General features: G+C 69.7%; 20 protein-coding genes, 2 tRNA genes and 1 pseudogene. 15 read left to right on the top strand and 8 right to left on the bottom strand.

The window, feature by feature from the left end; genetic code table 11:
• Window positions 1-6: 6 nt before the first annotated feature.
• Window positions 7-2,043: a TPM domain-containing protein gene (locus ACFXMV_RS11390; protein ID WP_378499239.1), complete on the bottom strand. Its 2,037-nt coding sequence runs from the start codon at window positions 2,041-2,043 to the stop codon at window positions 7-9.
• Between the two features lie 189 nt (window positions 2,044-2,232).
• On the opposite strand from ACFXMV_RS11390, the gene ACFXMV_RS11385 reads away from it, so the two are divergent.
• From ACFXMV_RS11385 to dnaG, 3 genes are all read left to right on the top strand, one after another.
• Window positions 2,233-2,811 (top strand): YdcF family protein, encoded by a 579-nt coding sequence (locus ACFXMV_RS11385; protein WP_378503038.1) that lies wholly within the window; start codon window positions 2,233-2,235, stop codon window positions 2,809-2,811.
• The gene (locus ACFXMV_RS11380) at window positions 2,811-4,085 is read left to right on the top strand and encodes a deoxyguanosinetriphosphate triphosphohydrolase (protein WP_378503011.1); all 1,275 of its coding nucleotides are present in this window, start codon (window positions 2,811-2,813) and stop codon (window positions 4,083-4,085) included. The genes ACFXMV_RS11385 and ACFXMV_RS11380 overlap by 1 nt, the downstream gene beginning before the upstream one ends.
• An 82-nt stretch (window positions 4,086-4,167) precedes the next feature.
• Window positions 4,168-6,072 carry a DNA primase gene (dnaG, locus tag ACFXMV_RS11375; protein ID WP_378503010.1) on the top strand — a complete coding sequence of 635 codons (1,905 nt, stop codon included), beginning with the start codon at window positions 4,168-4,170 and terminating at the stop codon, window positions 6,070-6,072.
• Between the two features lie 15 nt (window positions 6,073-6,087).
• Here the strand turns inward: dnaG and ACFXMV_RS11370 are convergent, their stop codons facing one another.
• A complete protein-coding gene (locus ACFXMV_RS11370; protein WP_378502360.1) occupies window positions 6,088-6,330 on the bottom strand; it encodes a hypothetical protein in 243 nt (80 codons plus the stop codon).
• A 135-nt stretch (window positions 6,331-6,465) separates the two neighbouring features.
• Here ACFXMV_RS11370 and ACFXMV_RS11365 point away from each other — a divergent pair.
• From ACFXMV_RS11365 to ACFXMV_RS11350, 4 genes are all read left to right on the top strand, one after another.
• Window positions 6,466-6,538: transfer RNA gene (locus tag ACFXMV_RS11365), tRNA-Asn, on the top strand.
• A gap of 160 nt (window positions 6,539-6,698) precedes the next feature.
• Window positions 6,699-6,775, top strand: a tRNA-Ile gene (locus ACFXMV_RS11360).
• Between the two features lie 73 nt (window positions 6,776-6,848).
• Window positions 6,849-7,367, top strand: coding sequence for a DinB family protein (locus tag ACFXMV_RS11355; RefSeq protein WP_378503009.1), 519 nt, complete (start codon window positions 6,849-6,851; stop codon window positions 7,365-7,367).
• A gap of 231 nt (window positions 7,368-7,598) precedes the next feature.
• Window positions 7,599-8,726 (top strand): NDMA-dependent alcohol dehydrogenase, encoded by a 1,128-nt coding sequence (locus ACFXMV_RS11350; RefSeq protein ID WP_378502419.1) that lies wholly within the window; start codon window positions 7,599-7,601, stop codon window positions 8,724-8,726.
• Between the two features lie 153 nt (window positions 8,727-8,879).
• Here the strand turns inward: ACFXMV_RS11350 and ACFXMV_RS11345 are convergent.
• Window positions 8,880-9,530, bottom strand: a pseudogene (locus ACFXMV_RS11345) (alpha/beta fold hydrolase); the annotation flags it as partial.
• On the opposite strand from ACFXMV_RS11345, the gene ACFXMV_RS11340 reads away from it, so the two are divergent.
• The 5 genes from ACFXMV_RS11340 to ACFXMV_RS11320 all read left to right on the top strand — a co-directional run bounded on the left by ACFXMV_RS11340 (window position 9,504) and on the right by ACFXMV_RS11320 (window position 12,763).
• A complete protein-coding gene (locus ACFXMV_RS11340; protein WP_378614268.1) occupies window positions 9,504-9,656 on the top strand; it encodes a hypothetical protein in 153 nt (50 codons plus the stop codon). The pseudogene ACFXMV_RS11345 and the gene ACFXMV_RS11340 overlap by 27 nt on opposite strands.
• 100 nt (window positions 9,657-9,756) lie before the next feature.
• Entirely contained in the window at window positions 9,757-10,380 is a 624-nt protein-coding gene (locus ACFXMV_RS11335) for a TetR/AcrR family transcriptional regulator (protein ID WP_378501223.1), read from the top strand.
• A 23-nt stretch (window positions 10,381-10,403) separates the two neighbouring features.
• A complete protein-coding gene (locus ACFXMV_RS11330; RefSeq protein WP_378501224.1) occupies window positions 10,404-11,219 on the top strand; it encodes a serine hydrolase domain-containing protein in 816 nt (271 codons plus the stop codon).
• A gap of 127 nt (window positions 11,220-11,346) precedes the next feature.
• Window positions 11,347-11,865 carry a DUF3145 domain-containing protein gene (locus ACFXMV_RS11325; RefSeq protein ID WP_378501225.1) on the top strand — a complete coding sequence of 173 codons (519 nt, stop codon included), beginning with the start codon at window positions 11,347-11,349 and terminating at the stop codon, window positions 11,863-11,865.
• A gap of 130 nt (window positions 11,866-11,995) precedes the next feature.
• Entirely contained in the window at window positions 11,996-12,763 is a 768-nt protein-coding gene (locus ACFXMV_RS11320) for an IclR family transcriptional regulator (RefSeq protein ID WP_378501226.1), read from the top strand.
• 5 nt (window positions 12,764-12,768) lie between these two features.
• On the opposite strand, the gene ACFXMV_RS11315 is transcribed toward ACFXMV_RS11320, so the two are convergent.
• A complete protein-coding gene (locus ACFXMV_RS11315; RefSeq protein WP_378501227.1) occupies window positions 12,769-13,140 on the bottom strand; it encodes a winged helix-turn-helix transcriptional regulator in 372 nt (123 codons plus the stop codon).
• 101 nt (window positions 13,141-13,241) lie between these two features.
• Between ACFXMV_RS11315 and ACFXMV_RS11310 the strand changes: the two genes are divergently transcribed.
• From ACFXMV_RS11310 to ACFXMV_RS11300, 3 genes are all read left to right on the top strand, one after another.
• Window positions 13,242-13,892: an NAD(P)-dependent oxidoreductase gene (locus tag ACFXMV_RS11310; RefSeq protein ID WP_378501228.1), complete on the top strand. Its 651-nt coding sequence runs from the start codon at window positions 13,242-13,244 to the stop codon at window positions 13,890-13,892.
• Window positions 13,893-14,078: 186 nt separating this feature from the next.
• Window positions 14,079-14,909 (top strand): DUF559 domain-containing protein, encoded by an 831-nt coding sequence (locus ACFXMV_RS11305; protein WP_378502402.1) that lies wholly within the window; start codon window positions 14,079-14,081, stop codon window positions 14,907-14,909.
• 274 nt (window positions 14,910-15,183) lie between these two features.
• Window positions 15,184-15,384, top strand: coding sequence for a cold-shock protein (locus ACFXMV_RS11300; RefSeq protein WP_378502401.1), 201 nt, complete (start codon window positions 15,184-15,186; stop codon window positions 15,382-15,384).
• 63 nt (window positions 15,385-15,447) lie between these two features.
• Here the strand turns inward: ACFXMV_RS11300 and ACFXMV_RS11295 are convergent, their stop codons facing one another.
• From ACFXMV_RS11295 to ACFXMV_RS11280, 4 genes are all read right to left on the bottom strand, one after another.
• Window positions 15,448-16,881, bottom strand: coding sequence for an acyl-CoA carboxylase subunit beta (locus tag ACFXMV_RS11295; protein ID WP_378503007.1), 1,434 nt, complete (start codon window positions 16,879-16,881; stop codon window positions 15,448-15,450).
• A gap of 94 nt (window positions 16,882-16,975) precedes the next feature.
• Window positions 16,976-18,214 (bottom strand): KasA/KasB family beta-ketoacyl-ACP synthase, encoded by a 1,239-nt coding sequence (locus tag ACFXMV_RS11290; protein ID WP_378503006.1) that lies wholly within the window; start codon window positions 18,212-18,214, stop codon window positions 16,976-16,978.
• 8 nt (window positions 18,215-18,222) lie between these two features.
• On the bottom strand, window positions 18,223-18,528 hold the full coding sequence (gene acpM, locus ACFXMV_RS11285; protein WP_378500674.1) for a meromycolate extension acyl carrier protein AcpM: 306 nt from the start codon (window positions 18,526-18,528) through the stop codon (window positions 18,223-18,225).
• A gap of 108 nt (window positions 18,529-18,636) precedes the next feature.
• Complete coding sequence (locus tag ACFXMV_RS11280; RefSeq protein ID WP_378500675.1) at window positions 18,637-19,554, bottom strand: ACP S-malonyltransferase; 918 nt, start codon at window positions 19,552-19,554, stop codon at window positions 18,637-18,639.
• Window positions 19,555-19,580 lie beyond the last annotated feature (26 nt).

Below are 19,580 nucleotides of genomic sequence, written 5' to 3'. Positions count from 1 at the left end.
CGGGCCCTAGAACCGCCCGCCGCGACTGATCCGGCCGGAGCTGCTCGGACCGCCGAACGAGCCAGGGCCGCGGCCACCGCCGCCCCCGAAGCCGCCGCCCCCGCGGTTGCCCCAGCCGCCGCTCATCCCGCCGCGCATCATCGACTCGATGAGGATTCCGCCGAGGATCGCACCGGTGTTGGAGCCGGAGCTCCGCGGCTGCCTGCTCGCCTCCCAGGTCTGCACGTCGCCCTGCGCGAGCCGCAGCGCCCTGGCGGCGAGGTCGCCAGCCGCCTTCGCGTGCTGCGACGCCTTGGCCGGATCGGACTGGCTCAGCTGGCGGGCGGCGTCGAGGTGGCGTTCCGCCTCCGAGAGCCGGGTGCGAGCCTCCGCGCCGACCGCGCCGCGCCGGGTGTTGACGTAGTCCTTGGCCGCGGTGACCTGTGACTGGGCCACCGTGAGGTCCTGGGCGAGGCGCTGGGCGGCCCGCTCGGTCTGTTCCTTGGCGTCCATCGCCGCGGCCAGGACGGTGTCGAGTTCGTTGTCCGCCTTCACGATTGCGGTGTAGGCCCCGAGCGGGTCGCTGTCCTTGAGGGCCTCGGCCTGTGTCAGCGCATTCTCCGTCGCGGCCTTGGCCGAGGCGAGCTGCTGGCCGCCGTGCTGGGCCAACCCGTCCGCCGCCGCGATGTCCTTGCGGGCGTCGTCGAGGACCGCGGGCAGCGTGGCGATGGCGGTGCGGATGTTGTCCGCGGCGTGGTCGACGCCGTCGAGCAGTTCGCGGACCTGCGCGATGGCACCCTCCGCGGCCCGGATCGCGACGACGGCTGGGCCCTGCTTGCCCGCGGGCAGCGCGGCGGCCTCGCGGCCGGCGGTGATGTTCTGATCCGCGAACGTCAGCTGTTGCTGTGCCATCGCGACGTTGCCGGTCACCGACGTCAGCGCGGGTGCCGGGAACTCGTTCTGCAGCCCGGCGAGGGTGGCCTCCGACTTCGGGACCCGGACAGTCAGCTCGACCACGTCCTGGGTGAGGGCGTCGAGGCGGGCGGGCGCATCGATGAGCAGATCGCGCATCCCGTCGAACTCCGTCACCCGGGAGTTGAGCTCCTTGTCGGCGCGGCTGCACGTCGAGATCAGCTGGATCAGCATGTCCCGCTTCTGGTCCGGGGTCTCGGGGACGTCGTCGTCCAGGCGTTGACGGAGGGTGAACGCCGAGGCGAGGGTGGACTTCGCGGCCTCGTAGGCGGCGGTGAACGGTGCGGTCGCCTGGTCGCCGAACTCGCCGCGGGCCAGGTTCAGCTCCTCCTCGCTGATCCGGATGGCGTTGTCGGTCTCGACCAGCACCTTCTTGCCGCGGGCGTCGAGGGTCTCGATCGGCAGGGCCGCGATGGCGGCCGGGTCCGTCCAGTCGACGTCCTTGGCCGCGTCGATGCCCTGGCGGATCCGCTCGCCCTTCTTCCGGCGCGAGTAGAGCACCACCCCGCCGGCCCCGATGACCACGACACCGCCGCCGATGAGGAGGTACTTGGCGGTCGATCCCGACCCCGACGAACTCATCGCGTCGCCGATGCCGCCGGCTGCGGCGATCGCGGCGCCGGACCAATCCTCTTGTCGCAGAGCGGGAACGATGGCATCCCGCTCGATGGCGTCGATCTCGGAGGTGCTGACGTTGCTCAGGTTCGACGGCAGGTCGAGGGCGTAGGCGCGGTCCCCGGTGGCCACCGCCAGCAGGGCGCTCTGGTCCCCGAGCCCGCTCTGCTGCGCGGTCTTGCTAGCCCACTGTGCGGCGTCCGTGCCGCCGAAGCTGTCCACGTAGGTCACCCACAGCTGCACGTGATGCGCGTCGAAGAGGGCGTCGAGTGCGGACCGCACATCGGCGCGCTCGGCGTCGTCCAGGGCGCCGACCCGGTCGGCGATCTGGCCGGGCATCCGGAACGGGGCCTCCGCGGCGGCGGTGCCGGGCAGGCAGATCAGGGCGAGCAAGGCCAGTACGGACGCCGCGGCTCCCGCGATCGAAATGCGGTGTGTGGATTGTCGTCCGCGAGCGCGCGGCTGTGCGAGTGCCATGCAGTGAATCTAGCGTCGATCGCGGGGTTCGCGCCGTGATCCGGGCGCGCCACACCGCGCTACGCGGGCGGCGGCTGGCAGACTTGCGGGGTGAGTTCAACAGCAGCCCGCGTGCGTGAGACCGACCGACTCGGTTTCGGGGGCACCCTTGCGCGGTGGACGCGCCGAACCGTCGCCGGTGCGGTGCTGATGGGCCTGTTGCTGGTCGGCGGCACCGCGGCCCGCGTGTGGCAGGTCGCGCGGATCGACGACCAGACCAAGGCCGACGCCATCGTGGTGCTCGGCGCGGCCCAGTACTCGGGGACCCCGTCCTCGGTGTTCGAGGCGCGCCTCGAACAGGCCGCCAAGCTGTTCGAGCGGGGCGTGGCGCCGACCGTGGTCACCGTCGGAGGCAAGCAGGAGGGCGACCAGTACACCGAGGCCGCGTCGGGGCGGAACTACCTGATCGGCCGCGGAGTCCCGGGCGACCGGATCATCGCCGTGGAGGAGGGCTCGGACACCCTGCGCAGCATCGAGGGGGTGAGCCGGGAGATGGGCGAGCGCGGCATGACGTCCGCGGCCCTGGTCAGCGACCCGTGGCATTCGTTGCGCACCAGGACGATGGCGCGCGACGCAGGCCTCGAGGCCTGGACGGCGCCGACCCGGCAGGGCCCCGCGGTCTTCACCAGGGAGTCGCAGTTGCACGGAATCGCCAGGGAGACAGGCGCGTTGATCTGGTATCAGCTCACCCACTTCTCAGCGGACTTCCCCTACACCGCGGGTCAGTGATGACGCCGGATCCCGACTACACCGAGCACGACCTGGAGCGGCGGGTGGCCGAGGCCCCGAAGACCGGCGGGCTGCCGGGCACCTCGGCGCGGCGCACCGATTTCTCGCGCGACCGGGCCAGGGTGTTGCACAGCGCGGCGCTGCGTCGGCTCGCCGACAAGACCCAGGTCGTCGGTCCGCGCGACGGGGACACCCCGCGGACCCGGCTCACCCACTCGATCGAGGTCGCGCAGATCGGTCGCAGCATCGCGGACGGCCTCGGCTGCGACCCGGACCTGGTCGACCTCGCCGGGCTCGCCCACGACATCGGTCACCCGCCGTACGGGCACAACGGCGAGAAGGCCCTCGACGAGGTCGCCGCGGACTGCGGCGGATTCGAGGGCAACGCCCAGAATCTGCGGATCCTCACCAGCCTGGAGCCGAAGGTGCTGGGCGCGGACGGGCGCAGCGTCGGGCTCAACCTCACCCGCGCGGCCCTCGACGCGTCCATCAAGTACCCGTGGACGCGGCCGGCGCCCGGCGCGAAGTTCGGCGCCTACGACGACGACGCCCAGATCCTCGCCTGGGTGCGCGAGGGCGCGCCCGGCACGCGGCGTTGCCTCGAGTCGCAGGTGATGGACTGGGCGGACGACGTCGCCTACTCGGTGCACGACGTCGAGGACGGGGTGATCGCGGGGCGCATCGACCTGCGCGCGCTCGCGGACCCCGCCGAGCAGCGCGCGCTGGCGGAGATGGGTGCCTCGGAGTTCCGCGGCCTGATCGTCGACGACCTGGTGGAGGCCGCGCGGCGGCTGTCCGTGCTGCCGGTGGTGGTGGGCGCGGGCGGCAGCTTCGACGGCACCCTGTCCAGCTCGGTGGCACTGAAGAACCTCACCAGCGAGCTGGTCGGCCGGTTCGCCACCGCGGCCGTCACCGAGACCCGCCGGGTCGCGGGCGAGGGCCCGCTCTCGCGCTACCGAGCCGAACTGGAGATCCCGCCCGTGGTGGGCGCGGAGGTGGCGCTGCTCAAGACCGTCGCTCTGCGGTACGTGATGTCGGACGCCGGGCACCGGACCAAACAGGACCGGCAGCGCGATCGCATCCATCGGGTGTCCGAATGGCTGCACCGCACGGCGCCGTCCGGGCTGGACCCGTTGCTGCTCTCTGCCTGGGAGCGCGCGGCAGATGATGCGGCCCGCACGAGGGTCATCGTCGACCAGATCGCCTCGTACACCGAGAGTCGCCTCGAACGCGTCGACAAGCAGAGTCTCGGCGCTCAGGCCGCCTGGGGCTAGCGCGGCTTCGCCGCCTGTGCGCGGTTCTGGTAGCGGGGGCTACCAAAAACGCGCACAGGTGCGAAGCGCCTACACTGCTCGGGTGGCCGGCCGAATTCCTGAACGAGACATCGCGGCCATTCGCGACCGGACCCACATCGAAGACATCGTGGGGGAGTACGTCGCGCTCAAGCGCAGCGGCGGCGACTCGATGAAGGGCCTGTGCCCGTTCCACGACGAGAAGTCGCCGTCCTTCCACGCGAGGCCGAACCACGGGACCTACCACTGCTTCGGCTGCGGCGAGGGCGGCGACGTGTACTCGTTCCTGCAGAAGATCGAGCACATCTCCTTCGTCGAGGCCGTCGAGCAGCTCGCCGACCGGCTGAACTACACCATCTCCTACGAGGGCGGCGGCCCCTCGGTGCAGCGTGACCGCGGCACCAGGGCGCGGCTGGTGGCGGCCAATGCGGCCGCGCAGGAGTTCTACGCGGCGCGGCTGCGCGAACCGGACGCGCAGACCGCCCGCGACTACCTCACCGAGCGCAACTTCGACGGGCAGGCGGCGGTCACCTTCGGCTGCGGTTACGCGCCGGACGGCTGGGACACCCTCACCAAGCACCTGATGGTCAAGGGGTTCGAGGCGAACGAGATCGTCGACGCGGGCCTGGCCACGCCGGGCAAGCGCGGCACCCCCATCGACAGGTTCCGGCGTCGGCTGGTGTGGCCGATCCGCAACCTCGGCGGCGACGTCATCGGCTTCGGCGCACGCAAGCTGTTCGACGACGACACCATGCCCGGCAAGTACATCAACACCCCAGAGACCATGCTGTACAAGAAGTCTCAGGTGTTGTTCGGTCTGGACCTGGCCAAGCGGGACATCGCGAAGGGCCACCAGGCGGTGGTCGTCGAGGGCTACACGGACGTGATGGCCATGCACCTGGCCGGGGTGAAGACCGCGGTCGCGGCCTGTGGCACCGCATTCGGCGAGGACCACCTGGCGATGCTGCGCCGACTCCTGATGGACGACAGCTACTTTCGCGGCGAGGTGATCTACACCTTCGACGGCGACGCGGCGGGCCAGGCGGCCGCGCTCAAGGCGTTCGAGGGCGATCAGAAGATGGCCGGGCAGACCTACGTCGCGGTCGCGCCGGACGGGATGGACCCGTGCGAGCTGCGTCAGGCGTCGGGGGACGCCGCGGTGCGCGACCTGGTCGCGCGGCGCATCCCGATGTTCAAGTTCGTGGTCCGATCCCTGCTCGCCGAGCACGACCTCGACACCGGCGAGGGCCGGGTCGAGGCGCTGCGCCGAACCGTGCCGGTGGTCGCCCGGATCAAGGACGAGGCACTGCGTGAGGACTACGCCCGCCAGCTCGCCGGCTGGGTCGGCTGGGACGACATCCCGACGGTGATCAAGCGGGTCCGCGAGGAGGCTCGCCGGAACGCGCCGAGGTCGGGCCGCGGACAGCAGCGGCAGGAGCGGACCAGGGTGCCGGAGCAGGGCGCGGCGGAGGCGCCTGCGGGTCCCGCGCGGCCGAACCCCACGGACCCGACGCTGTGGCCGCAGCGGGAGGCGCTCAAGTCCGCCTTGCAGTTTCCGGCGATCGCCGGCTCGGTGTTCGATTCGCTGCCGACCGAATCGTTCACCCACCCCGCCTACGCGTTGGTGCGCGACGCCATCGCGGAGGCAGGCGGGACCGGTGCGGGGCTGGGCGGGGCCGAGTGGATGGAGGCCGTCGGCAAGCGGGCCGAACCGCTGCAGTCGCTGGTGACCGAGCTGGCCGTGGACCCGATGCGGGCCTCGGACGTGCCCGCCTACATCCCCAGGGTGCTGGCCCGGCTGCAAGAGGTATGGGTGGGCAATCAGGTTGCCGACCTCAAGTCGAAGCTGCAGCGCATGTCGCAGGCCGATCAGCCCGACGAGTACATGTCCCTGTTCGGCGACCTGGTCGCGCTCGAGCAGTATCGGCGGAGCCTGCTCGAGCAGGCCGTCGGGGCTGACGACCTGTAGCAGCGGGCGGTTGCGTTACTTCTTGCGCTCGCGCGGGACGTAGATGGTGGTGTCCGCGTCGATGGCCTCGAGCGGCTCGAGGCGTGGCTGCGTGTTCAGGCTGTCGGAGAGCTTCTGCCTGCCCACGTCGATGACCTTCTTGGTGGCGGGGCTGGCCGCGACGGCCTTGGCGGCCTTGCTGATCTGTTCGTAGCGTGACCTGCCCGCCTTGGTCCCCAGCACGTACCCGACGCCGACAGCGATCAACAACCGCATCATCCCTGCTTTCCTCCTCCGACCAGCCTGTCGACAGTCTGCCTGACGGGCCTCCTGGCAGGCGATTTGGCACCAGGGTAGGGGGATGGGTTAAAGTTTCCCCGCGGCCAGACGAGAGCGCGAGGCCGTACGAAGTAATCCCCTGTAGCTCAATTGGCAGAGCTTCCGACTGTTAATCGGACGGTTACTGGTTCGAGTCCAGTCGGGGGAGCATTCCGGGAAGACCCCGTCACACAACGTGTGGCGGGGTCTTCTTGCATCCGGGGGCGCCGTCCGACCGCGGGCGGCGCACTCCGACACCCTGGGCAGACAATGGGGTGTGCGGGGCCGGTAGCATTTCGGCGTGCCGCGGGTGTGTTCGCTGCGGTGATGGGGCGGTAGCTCAGTCGGTTAGAGCCGTGGACTCATAATCCATTGGTCGCGGGTTCGAGCCCCGCCCGCCCCACCACGGTCCTCGATCTCGTCGAAAGTTGGCGGTACATCGGTTGCGCCGGTGTCCGCGCGATTCCTAGCCTGGACCGATGACGATCACGCCTGACACCAAGAACTGGACGTGGGTACTCGAACGTCCCTGCGCGGACTGCGGATTTGATTCCGGCGCCGTCGACTTCGACGACATTCCCGATCTTGTGCGCGCGAACGCGGCGGCCTGGCCCGCGGTGCTGGCGCGGCCGGGCGTGGCCGAGCGGCCGAACGAGCAGACCTGGTCGGCGTTGGAGTACTCCGCGCACGTGCGCGACGTGTTCCGGATCTTCCGCGAGCGGTTGGAGCTGATGCTCGCGCAGGACGACCCCCAGTTCGCGAACTGGGACCAGGACGAGACCGCGGTGTCCGAGCGTTACGGCGAGCAGGATCCCGCGACGGTCGCGGCCGAGTTGACCGCCGCCGCGGCTGCCGTGGCCGACGCCTTCGCGTCGGTCCCGCCCGCGGACCGGGGCAGGCGGGGGCTGCGCAGCGATGGATCCGCGTTCACGGTGGAGTCGCTCGCGCGCTATTTCGTGCACGACCCGATTCATCACCTGCACGACGTGCGGGGCTGAAGGACGCTCGTCCAGTTCGAGGGCCCCGACACGCACCCCCGACGGATCCGGAGCCGCCCGCGTGTCGGCCTCGGTACCCCGATTGTCCTGGGCTTTTAGAACTCCGTTAGACCATGGCACGAAATTCTTCTAGAACGTGTTCCAATTTGCCGAGATTCCGGCTATCGTGTGCGCTGTGATCGCCGTCACCTCGATCACGATTAGCGCACGCGGACGAAAGGCCGGAACGAAATGAAGACAAAAGGCGCGATTCTCTGGGGTCTCAACGAGAAGTGGTCGGTCGAGGAGATCGAGCTCGGTGACCCGCGTGAGGGCGAGGTGCAGATCCGCATGGAGGCGGCCGGCATGTGCCACTCCGACCACCACCTCGTCACCGGCGCCACCCCGGTGCCGTCCTTTCCGGTTCTCGGCGGCCACGAGGGTGCCGGTGTCGTCACCAAGGTCGGCCCGAACGTCAAGCGGCTGAAGGAGGGCGACCACGTCGTCATGTCCTTCATCCCGGCCTGCGGTGCCTGCGATCCGTGTACCCAGGGTCACTCGAACCTCTGCGACCTCGGCATGGGTCTGCTCACCGGCCAGTCCATCTCCGACGGTTCCTACCGCGTCCAGGCCCGCGGCCAGAACGTCATCCCGATGTCCCTGCTCGGCACGTTCTCCCCGTACATGACCGTGCACGAGTACTCCGCCGTCAAGATCGACGAGCACATCCCGTTCGAGGTCGCCGCGCTGGTCGGCTGCGGCGTCACCACCGGCTGGGGCTCGGCCACCAACGTCGCGCAGGTCCGCCCCGGTGACTCCGTCGCGATCGTCGGCGTCGGCGGCGTCGGCATGGCCGCGCTCCAGGGCGCGGTCGTCTCGGGCGCACGCCACGTCATCGCCATCGACCCGGTCGCGTTCAAGCGTGAGCAGGCCCTCAAGTTCGGTGCCACCCACGCCTACGCGAGCCTCGAGGAGGCCATCGTCCCGGTCATGGAGCTGACCTGGGGCAAGATGTGCCAGAAGGTCATCCTGACCATGGGCGAGATGGACGGCGCCCTGGTGGACCCCGCGCTGACCCTGACCGCCAAGGCCGGCACCTGCGTGGTGACGTCGATGGGCAACATGTCCGACATGGACGTGAAGATGAACCTCTTCCTCTTCGCGATGCTGCAGAAGACGCTCAAGGGCAACGTCTTCGGCGGCGCGAACCCGCGCCACGAGATCCCGCTGCTGCTCGACCTGTACAAGTCGGGTCAGCTGAACCTGCAGGACATGATCTCCAACACCTACAGCCTCGAGCAGATCAACGAGGGCTACCAGGACATGCTGGACGGCAAGAACCTGCGCGGCGTCATCAAGTACACCGACGCGGACCGCTAGCAACACCTCCACGGCGCCGGGCAGCTCAGTAGAGCTGCCCCGGGCCGCGGTGTATACGGGGATACCCCCCCCGAAGAGCTGGGCGACCCCGGGCGGCGCGTCGAGCGGGACGAATGCGCCACAGTCGTCGAGGATCTCGAGCCGGGCGCCCGGGATGTCGGCCGCCAGCCTGCGGCCCAGGTCGAGGCCGAAGACGCGGTCGTCAGTACCCCAGATGAGCAACGCCCCGCCGGTGAAGGTGCGCAGCTGCTGCGCGGCCTCCAGGGTGTGCGAGGCATCGATACCCGCGAAGAACTCGAGGGTGTCCCGGCGCAGCATCCGGTCCCGCAGTGGTCGGGTCCAGCCGGTGATCACGGCGTCGCTGACTCCGCGATGGCTGAGCGGGCGGGGTATTGCGAACCGACGTGCGGCCCGCAGCCGCATGAGCTGCCCGCCGAGGGCGAGGACGCCGGGTACCCTGCCGAGCGCGAAGAAGGCGCGCAGCGACCGGGGCGGAAACTGCTCGTAGGCATCGCAGGCGGTCAGGATCAGTGTCCGCACCAGATCCGGGTGTCGGACGGTCAGGATCTGGCTCAGGCCGCCGCCGGTGTCGTTGCCCACCACCGTGATCTGGCGGAGCCCGAGCTGGCCGACCACCTCGGCGGCGAGGTCGGCAAGGGCGGGTGGGTTCAGATCGGCGCCGGGTTTCATCGGCCGGGTGTGCGAGCCGAGGGGGAGCGTCGGTAGCAGGCACCGGTACCCGAGCTCGGCGGCCCGGGCGGCGACGCCGTCCCAGAGATGACTGTCGACGAGTGCGCCGTGCACGAACAGCAGCGGGCTGCCGGTCGGGGCGCCGAGCTCGCGCAGGTGCACGGGGCCCGCGGTGGTCTCGATCCAGCGTTCTACTTCCAGGGTGGTGCCGCTCTGCGTCATGTCGGGCTCCTGTATTGAAAGTGGATTCAATAGCGACTTCGACGGTAGCCTCTGTTGAACGTCATTTCAATAGCCTTCGGGCCTCTGGAGTGAGCGCGACCGAGGGGAGGGGGCGCCGATGCCCGAGCAACGCACCCGGCTGACGACCGAGCAACGTCGCGCCGAGCTGATCGAGGCGACCCTGCGGGCTCTGGCCACCCGGGAACCGGAACGGCTTTCCGTGCAGGAGATCTCGGCGGAGGCCGGGGTGTCCGTCGGGCTGCTGTACCACTACTTCGGCGGTAAGGACGCGCTCGTCTTCGCGGCGATGGAGTCCGCGGCCGACAAGATGATCGCGGACCTGACCGCGGCGACGGGTGAGGGGCCGCTGCTCGGCAGGCTGATGGCCGGGCTCGGGGCCTACCTGGACCACGTGCAGTTGCACAACGTCGGGTGGCAGGCCCTGATACGGGCGGGCGGGAGTTCGAGCCTCGCCGAACTCGGGCGCCGGGTGGACGCGGCCTCATTCGAGCTGATCCTCGACGCGCTCGGCATCGACGCGCCGAGCGAGATCGCGGTCACGGTGATCGAGGGCTGCCTGGCGTTCGAGAAGGCCGCGTGCCTGCGTTGGCTGGCGAGCGCGGACATCGAGCGGGCGACGCTCGAGCAGCTGCTCGCCGGTACGTTCCTGGCCGCACTCCAGTCCGCGTCGGGTGCGGACCCGGCGCTTGCGGCGGGGCTGGCCAGGTTGGCAGAGGCCTGAGTGCGGTCTCGTAGGCTGCAAAGGTGCACAGCCTGAATGCAATCGAACGGTGGCCCGTCGACCATGCCGCGGTGACCGTGGTCGGTCCGAACGGCGATATCGGCGCGGCCGGCGACCAGGACCGGGTGTTCGCACTCGCCTCGGTGACCAAGCCGCTCGTCGCGTACGCCGCCCTGGTGGCCGTCGAGGAGGGCGCGATCGAGCTCGATCAGCCCGCGGGGCCGCCCGGCGCCACCGTGCGGCATCTGCTCGCGCACACCTCCGGACTGGCGTTCGGCGAGCAGACGGTGCAGAGCGCCCCCGGCACCAAGCGGATCTACTCCAGCGCCGGATTCGAGGTGCTGGCCGACCTCATCGCGGGGGAGACGGAGATCGCGTTCCCGGAGTACCTGCGCGAGGCGGTGTTCGTCCCGCTCGGCATGGCGGCGTCGACGCTCGACGGTCCGGCCGGGCACGGTGCCCGGTCCAGCGCGGCGGACCTGTCCCGGTTTGCCCGGGAGTTGCTGGGGCCGACCCTGGTGACGGCCGAGACCGCGCGCGAGGCCACCGGCGTGCAGTTCCCCGGGCTGGATGGTTTGCTGCCCGGCTATGGCGTCCAGCGACCCAACGACTGGGGGCTCGGCTTCGAGATCAAGGCGGGCAAGGCGCCGCACTGGACGGGCGCGACGAACTCGGCGGCCACCTACGGCCACTTCGGCCAGTCCGGCACCTTCCTCTGGGTCGACCCGGCCCGCTCGCTCGCCTGCGTCGCGCTGGCCGACCGCGCCTTCGGTGACTGGGCCAAGGCGGCCTGGCCGTCGCTGAGCGAGGCCGTGCTGACCGAGCTCGTCGGGGCCTGATCACACCAATCCCGTCTATCACTGGCGTAACAGGGGGAGCACAGGGCACACTGGTGACGCGAAATGCGTGGCAGGCCCACACGAGGTCGTTGGGGAAGACGTCCCTCGTCTGAGCCGGAGGTGCCTTGTGCGCGCGTTGAAACAGTTCGCCGATGCGACGACTGGTGTGCTTTACGTGCATTCGTCGCCGGCCGCGGTGTGCCCGCACGTCGAATGGGCACTGACCGCCACCCTGGAGAGTCCGGCCAACCTCAGATGGACCTCACAATCCGCCGGGGCCGGTCTGCTGCGTGCGACCAGCAACTGGGTCGGTCCCGTGGCCACCGGCGCGCGGCTGGTCAACGCGTTGCGGCCCTGGCCGATGCTGCGGTTCGAGATCACCGAGGACGCCAGCGAGGGGGTGGACGGCGAACGGTTCAGTCACGTCCCCGGACTGGGACTGTGGCGCGGCGCGATGAGCGCGAACGGCGACGTGATCCTCGGCGAGATGCGGCTGCGAGCGCTGATGCAGGCGCACGGCAGCACCGGAGAACTGGCGTCGGAACTGGACACGGCGCTCGGCACCGCATGGGACGAGGCGCTCGAGCCGTACCGCAGTGGCGGCGAGGGCGCGGAGGTCACCTGGCTGCGCCGGAACGTCGGTTAGTAGCCCCGCCCGGGTCGCGGTGGCGCGGGACTGGGAGAAAATTTCTCACTTGGCGTGCGGACAGGAGACCCGCGTCCAGTGATACGTTGAAGACTGTCGGTTTGTGTTGCCGTCAGGTCGGGTCTGGGTCATGGATGACCACACCGTTTCGGGGCGCCTGCTCGCCATCATCGACGCGATCGCCGAACTCGACGGGCGCGCGTCCCTCGCCGCCCTCGCCGCGACCACCGGAATTCCCAAGCCCACGGTCATGCGTGTCGCCAATGATCTGGCTTCTCGTGGAGTGCTTCGGCGGGACCCGCGCGGATACCGGCTGGGCGCGAGACTGATCGACCCCGGTGCCATCGCGGCCATGCACCACGGCAAGCGCGACGCCGCGATGCCGCACCTGCAGGAGTTGTTCGCCCGGACGGGCGAAGTGATCGCCCTGGCGTTGGTGCGCGGCGACGATCTCGCCGAACTGGAACGCGTCTACGGCGACAACCGGGAAGGTATCGCCCAGCGATCGCTGATCAGCGGCCCGGTAACCGGCGCGGCCTCCACCGCCATGGGTCGCTGCCTCCTGTCCCACCGGCCCGACCTCGCTGATGTCGTACTCCACGCGCCGATCCCGCAACTGACTCCGTACACCGTCACCAACCCCCGCGAACTCCGCGACGACCTGAGCGCGGCCCTCGACGACGGATTCGCGGTGGAGTACGAGCAGACCCTTCCCGGATTGTGTTGCGTCAGCGCCCCGATCGTCGACGGGAACGGGGACGTCGTCGGTGGCGTGGGGATCGTGGGTCGACCGAGCGTCCGATTTACCCCGGACAGGCTGACCCGGTCGGTCCTCTCCGCGGCGACAGACATTGCCGCCGACTGGTCGAAGGCCAGCTCGGGAGCGAGCGGCGGTTAGGGCGGTTAGGTGCCGGCCCGCAGCTCGTGCGCGGTCCTCGCATCCAGCAGCTGGTCCAGGTGCTCGCGAGACCATGCACAGGCCGCGGCCATGGGCTCGAGTAGGGAGCGGCCGAGCGCGGTGAGCTCGTACTCCACCCGGGGCGGGATCTCGGCATGAGCAGTGCGGGTGACCAGGCCGTCGCGCTCCAGGGCGCGCAACGATTCGGTGAGGACCTTCGGGGTGACCGTCCGCAGCGGCACCTGCAACTCCGAGAACCGGCGCGGGCCGTCGCGCAGGCACGCGATGATGCGCGCGGTCCATTTGTCGCCGATCCGAATCGGTGCGGGGCCGGGCGAGCAGCCGTCGAACATGCCGGGGTCCAGAGGCTTCGTCACCAGGTCAGCGTAACTATCGTTGCGGTAACCGGCACCCTGCTCGCTATCTTCGGCGCCATCGGCCGGCAATCGTGCGCCGGCCCTGTCGAGCGGAGCCACACATGAGCAGGATCATCATCTTCGGTGCAGGCGGTCGCGCCGGACGTCGCGCGGTCGCGGAGGCGGTGGGCCGCGGTCACCGGGTCACCGCGGTGGTGCGCGACCCCGCGAGATTCCCGGAGCTCGCGGACGTGGGTGCGGACCTGGTGTCCGGCGATGCCACCAGCGCCGACAGCGTCGCCGCGCTCGCGGTGGACCACGATGCGGCGATCAGCGCGGTCGCCCGGATGGACCTCGGGTCGTCCGAGTTCTATGTCGCGGTCACCGAAGCGTTGCTCGACGGCCTCGGCCGGGCCGGTGTGGACCGGCTCCTCGCCGTCGGCATCGGCACGGTGCTCGAGACGGCGCCGGGTGTCAGGGTGCTCGATGCACCCGGCTTCCCGGCGGAGGCCAGGGAGTTCTCCCTCGGGCACGCGGCCGCGTTGGAGGTTCTCCGCGGCGCAGACACCACCGTCGACTGGGTGATGCTCGCGCCGCCGCCGGTCGTCCTCGACGAGGCGGCCGAGCCCACCGGGCGGTACCGGATCGGGGGAGGCGCCGTCCTCGCGGCGGACGAGGGGGCGCGGGCATTCTCCTATGCAGACCTCGCCGTCGCGCTCATCGACGAGGTCGAGCGTGCGCGACACAGTCGGGAGCTGGTTGCGGTCGGCTGACAGTTGACCCGCGAGGGGGAGGTTCTCGGGGATTCTCCATGCGCGCGGCCCGAATTCCGCCCCCTCGGCGATCTGTGGATGAGCGCACCGGTCATCCACAGATCGCAATTCCAGTCCCCGTTCGGGTCGCGAATCGGTCAGGGTCGAGGGGTGAGGCCATCGCACCCGTTCCGTGGAACCGTCGCGATGCGGCAGGGTGTCGTCACGGCGCACCAACTGCGACGCGACTTCGTGCGGCTGCACCGGGACGTCTACGTGCGCAAGGGAACCCAGCCGACGGCGGTCGCCCGCGCGCATGCAGCCTGGATGTGGTCGAAAGGAGAAGGCGTGCTCGCCGGGTTCTCCGCTGCGGCCCTGCACGGCAGCAGGTGGATCGATGCAAGTGAACCGGCCGAGCTGATCCGGTCCGGTCACGTGCGAGCGCCGAAGGGAATCGTCGTTAGGAAGGCGCAGTTGCTTAACGGTGAGACCTGTCGGATCGGGGACATACGAGTCACCACGCCGGCACGAACCGCCTTCGATCTCGGTCGCACGCTCGATTTCGACCGCGCCGTCGAGGTCCTCGATGCCCTGTGCAATGCGACAGACCTCGAACCGGCGCAGGTGCTCGAGGTCGCGGGGCGTCACCTGGGCGCCCGTGGGCTGGTCCAGTTGCGTGCGGTGCTTGGTCTGGTCGACGGCGGAGCGGAGTCCCCGCCTGAGACCCGAACCCGGCTGTTGATCGTGCGGGACGGACTGCCGCAGCCCGAGACGCAGATCAAGATCCGGGATCGTTCGGGGCGCATCTTCGCACGATCGGACATGGGGTGGGAGTGCTGGCGGGTGCTGGTGGAATACGACGGGGGACACCACTGGCTGGACGAGCGGCAGCGTTCTCATGACATCGACAGACTCGCGGACCTCGAGTCCTTGGGGTGGGCGGTGGTCCGGGTCAGCGCCGAGCTGCTGCGAGATCGGCCGTCGGTGGTGTTGGAGCGGGTCCGCGCGAAGCTGCGCGCGGCCGGTGCGACCGTGTGAGCGGCGCGAGGGGGAGGAAGCCGTGATGAAGGGGAGGTTCTCGGGTGAATCGGCGGGTCGGATCCCGAGAACCGCCCCCTCGGGAATGGATCCCTGGCCGAAGTCGTTGAACCAGGCGGTCGTAGTTTTGTGTGTTTGTGTTTTTCGCACGCTCGCAAGAACTCAAGTTGCGTGCGCTCTGTTTGCCTTCAGGAATCTGGAGACGCCGAGTCTCGAAGCGGCCCGGGCACCACACGGTGTGGGTCCCGTCATCCCAGCCCTGTAAGGAGCAAATATGAGTCAGGGAACAGTCAAGTGGTTCAACGCGGAGAAGGGCTTCGGCTTCATCTCCCGCACGGACGGACCGGATCTCTTCGTGCATTTCTCGGAGATCCAGGGTTCTGGCTTCAAGAGCCTCGAGGAGAACCAGCAGGTGGAGTTCGAGGTGACCGAGGGGCCGAAGGGTCCGCAGGCCACCGGCGTTCACATCCTCTGAGCCACCCGCTCAGCAACGAAGGCCCCCCGACCTCGGTCGGGGGGCCTTCCTCGTGCGATCAGATCAGAGCGGGATGTTCTTGTGCTGTCCACGGTTCGCCGGGGCCGCGGCGAGTGCGGCGGTGACCCGGCTGCGGGTCTTGGCGGGGTCGATCAGCTCGTCGACGACGCCGATCGACATCGCGCGGCCGACGCCGCCCGCGATCGCCTCGTGCTCGGCGGCGAGACGATCGTGCAGTGCCTCACGCTCCTCCTCCGGGGCCGCGGCAAGCGCCCGCTTGTGCAGGATGCCGACGGCGGCCTTCGCGCCCATCACGGCGACCTCGGCGTCGGGCCACGCGTAAACCGCGGTGGCGCCGAGTGCGCGCGAGTTCATGGCGATGTACGCGCCGCCGTAGATCTTCCGGGTCACCACGGTCACCCGGGGGACGGTGGCCTCGGCGAACGCGTGCAGCAGCTTGGCGCCGCGACGAACGACGCCCTCCCACTCCATGCTCACGCCGGGCAGGTACCCGGGGACGTCGACGATCACGACCAGCGGGATGCCGAACGCGTTGCAGAGCCGGACGAAGCGCGCGGCCTTCTCGGCGCTCTCCGAGTTGAGGCAGCCGCCGAGGCGCAGCGGGTTGTTGGCGATCACCCCGACGGTGCGACCGCCCAGCCGGCCGAGACCGGTGACGATGTTGCGGGCGTAGTTGCCCTGGAGCTCCTCAAGGGTCGACTCGCCCTCGACGTTGTCGAGCAGTTCGTGCACGATCGGGCGCACGTCGTAGGCGCGCTTGGCCGACTCCGGCATCAGCGCGCGCAGGTCGGTGTCGCCGTGTTCGGCTGCGGCCTGGTCGAAGGCGCCCTGGTCGCAGAACATCGACACCAGGCGGCGGGCGCGGCCAAGGGCGTCCTGTTCGTCGGTGGCCGCGATGTGCGCGACGCCCGACTTCTTGGTGTGGGTGTCGGGGCCGCCGAGGGACTCCATGTCGACCTGCTCGCCGGTGACCGAACGGACCACGTCGGGGCCGGTCACGAAGACCCGTCCCTCGGGCGCCATGATCACGATGTCCGTGAGCGCGGGGCCGTAAGCGGCTCCGCCCGCGGCGAAGCCGAGGACGACGGAGATCTGCGGGACCAGGCCGGATGCGCGCACCATCGCCTCGAACACGAGGCCAACGGCGTGCAGGGCCTCGACGCCCTCCGCGAGCCGCGCGCCGCCGGAGTGCCACACGCCGACGATCGGGGACTGCTCCTCGATCGCGGTGTTGATCGCGTTCACGATGTGCTTGCAGCCCTCGACGCCCATCGCGCCGCCCATGACGGTCGCGTCGGAGCAGTAGGCGATCGTGCGAACTCCGTCGATCTCGCCGGCAGCGGCGAGCACACCGGACTTGTCACGATCGTGCAGGGGGACGGCGGTCCCGGCGTCGAAGAGGTTCTCGAGTCGCGCCATCGGGTCGCGGGGATCGAGCTGAGCATCGGATCTGGTGATCGGGGCCAAGATGGTCATCGCTTGTCCTCCTTGTACAGGCCGCCTGCGGGCGGTTAGTCGGGGTGGGGGCCTCGGGGTTCGAGGCCCCCACCCGTCGAGCTAGTCCGACCGGTCAGGCTCGGCCGAAGGCGAGCGCGACATTGTGCCCACCGAATCCAAATGAATTGTTGAGTGCGAAATCGATCTGGCCGTAACGGGGTTCACCCTTCACGACATCGAGATCGATCTCTGGATCCTGGTTGTCGAGATTGAGCGTGGGCGGAATGACTCCGTCACGCACAGACAGGACCGTGAGCACCGCTTCGAGCGCACCCACGGCGCCGATGGAGTGCCCGAGCGCGGACTTCGGTGCGTACACCGCCGCGTGGCCACCGACCGCGGCCTTGATGGCCAGTGCCTCGGCCGTATCCCCGATCGGCGTCGCCGTGGCGTGCGCGTTCACGTGGGTGATGTCGGACTTCGCCAGACCTGCGGTCTGGATCGCCCGTGCCATCGCGCGGGCCGCGCCCGTGCCCTCGGGATGCGGCGCCACGATGTGGTAGCCGTCCGAGGTGATGCCCGCGCCCATCAGGCGTGCGTGGATGGTGGCCCCGCGAGCCTTGGCGTGCTCCTCGGTCTCGAGCACCATCAGCGCTCCGGCCTCACCGAAGACGAAGCCGTCGCGGTCCTTGTCGAAGGGACGCGAGGCGGCCCTCGGATCGTCGTTCCGCGTACTCAACGCCCGCATCATCGCGAAGCTCGCGATCGGCACGGGGTCGATCTGGCCCTCGACTCCACCGGTGACGACGATGTCGGCGTCACCCATGATGAGCATCCGGTACGCGTGCGCGATCGCTTCCGAACCCGACGAACACGCCGAGACGGGAGTGATCACGCCTGCGCGGGCGCCGAGCTCGAGCCCGACGACCGCGGCGGGACCGTTCGGCATCACCATCTGCACAGAGAACGGCGACACCTTCCGGTATCCCTGGGTCTTGATCTTGTCGACGGCGTCGATCAGTGCCTCGCCGCCCCCGAGTCCGGTGCCGAGGACCACGCCGAGCCGGTCCTTGTCCACCTCGGGGCTGCCCGCGTTCTGCCACACCTGGCGGCCGAGCACGAGAGCGAGGCGCTCCACGAAGCTCATCCGCCGGATCTCGACGCGGGAGAGTGCATCGTCGGGGCTCACCTTCAGGTGCCCGCCGATGCGGACGGGAAGGTCGTACTCCGCGATGAACGGATCTTCGAGGACGTCGATCCCGCTCTCGCCTGCGAGCAGGCCCTTCCACGTGGCATCCACGTCACCAGCGATCGACGTCGATGCCGCAAGGCTCGTGACGACGACGTTGGGGAAGTTCCTGGTGGAGGTCACGGGCCCGCTCACTCCCCGTTCGCGGAGTCGAGCTTCGCCTTGACGGCGTCAGCGGCGTCGCCGCCCTCGGCCTCGAGCTTCTGGATGTAGCTGACGGCGTCGCCGACGGTGCGCAGGCTGGCGAGATCCTCGTCGGGGATCTTCACGCCGTACTTGTCCTCGGTCTGCACGGCGATCTCGACCATGGACAGCGAGTCGATGTCGAGGTCGTCGACGAAGGACTTCTCGATGGTCACCTCGGACGGCTCAATGCCGGTGACCTCCTCGATGATCTCCGCGAGTCCGGCGATGATGTCTTCCTGCTTGGTGGCCACTGGGTGGCTCCCTTCTTGTTTGTTGTTACTTGGGTCTCGCCTTGACCGGTCGGCAGACCGGTCAACGTTTGTGTGTGAGGAACTGGTGCCGCGCGGTCGCGGCCGGCCTCATCCGAGCCCGGTGAGCTCGGACAGGGCCGGAATGTCACCCGGCGTCTTGAGTGCCAGCGTGGGGGTGCCACGCATCTCCCGCTTGGCGATACCCACCAGGGTGCCGGCCGGGGGAAGTTCGGCGATCGCGGTGACCTGAGCCGCGCGCAGCGATTCGGTGCACAGATCCCAGCGCACAGGCCTGGTCACCTGGGCGGCCAGCTTGGCCAGTGCGTCCGCGCCGGAGGTGACCGGCCGGCCGTCGGAATTGGACAATAGAGTGCGCGTCGGATCTGAGGGGCTGATTCGGGATGCGGCCTCGGTGACGGCTTCCTGCGCGGGCGCCATGAACGCGGTGTGGAACGCGCCTGCGACGGGCAGCGCCCGGACGCGGGCCTTCTCCGGCGGTGTGGCGGCGAGCTCCTCCAGCGCGCTGAGCAGGCCCGCTGCCACGATCTGTCCGGCTGCGTTCCGGTTCGCGGCCTCGAGGCCGAGTTCGGCGAGACGAGCGAGGACGACCTCCTCGTCGCCGCCGAGCACCGCCGACATCCCGGTCGGCTCCAGCGCGCAGGCCTTCGCCATTTCGGAGCCGCGGATCGCGGCGAGCGCGACGGCGTCATCGGAGGAGATCACCCCGGCGATGGCGGCCGCGGCCAGCTCGCCGACCGAGTGGCCAGCGGCGATCACGTCGGCGGGAACCAGCCCGCGGCGGTCGAGCTCCTCGAAGGCGAGCAGCGCGGCCGCGACCACCAGCGGTTGGGTGACCGCGGTGTCGGTGATCTCGTCGGCCGTGGCGGTGGTGCCGAGGCGTTCGAGGTCGAGGCCGGAGGCCTTCGACCAGATCGAAATGCGGTCTGCAGTGCCCGGCAGCTCCAGCCATGGGCTGAGCATGCCGGGGGTTTGGGAGCCCTGACCCGGGGCGAGCAACGAAATCACAAGACTAAGAGAACACTGTCCACCGG

Origin of the sequence: Rhodococcus sp. NPDC059179, from assembly GCF_042754885.1 — a bacterium.
Lineage (GTDB): Bacteria > Actinomycetota > Actinomycetes > Mycobacteriales > Mycobacteriaceae > Rhodococcus_G.
Note: the sequence above shows the minus strand (reverse complement) of the source record. Positions and strands in the feature narration are given on the sequence as shown.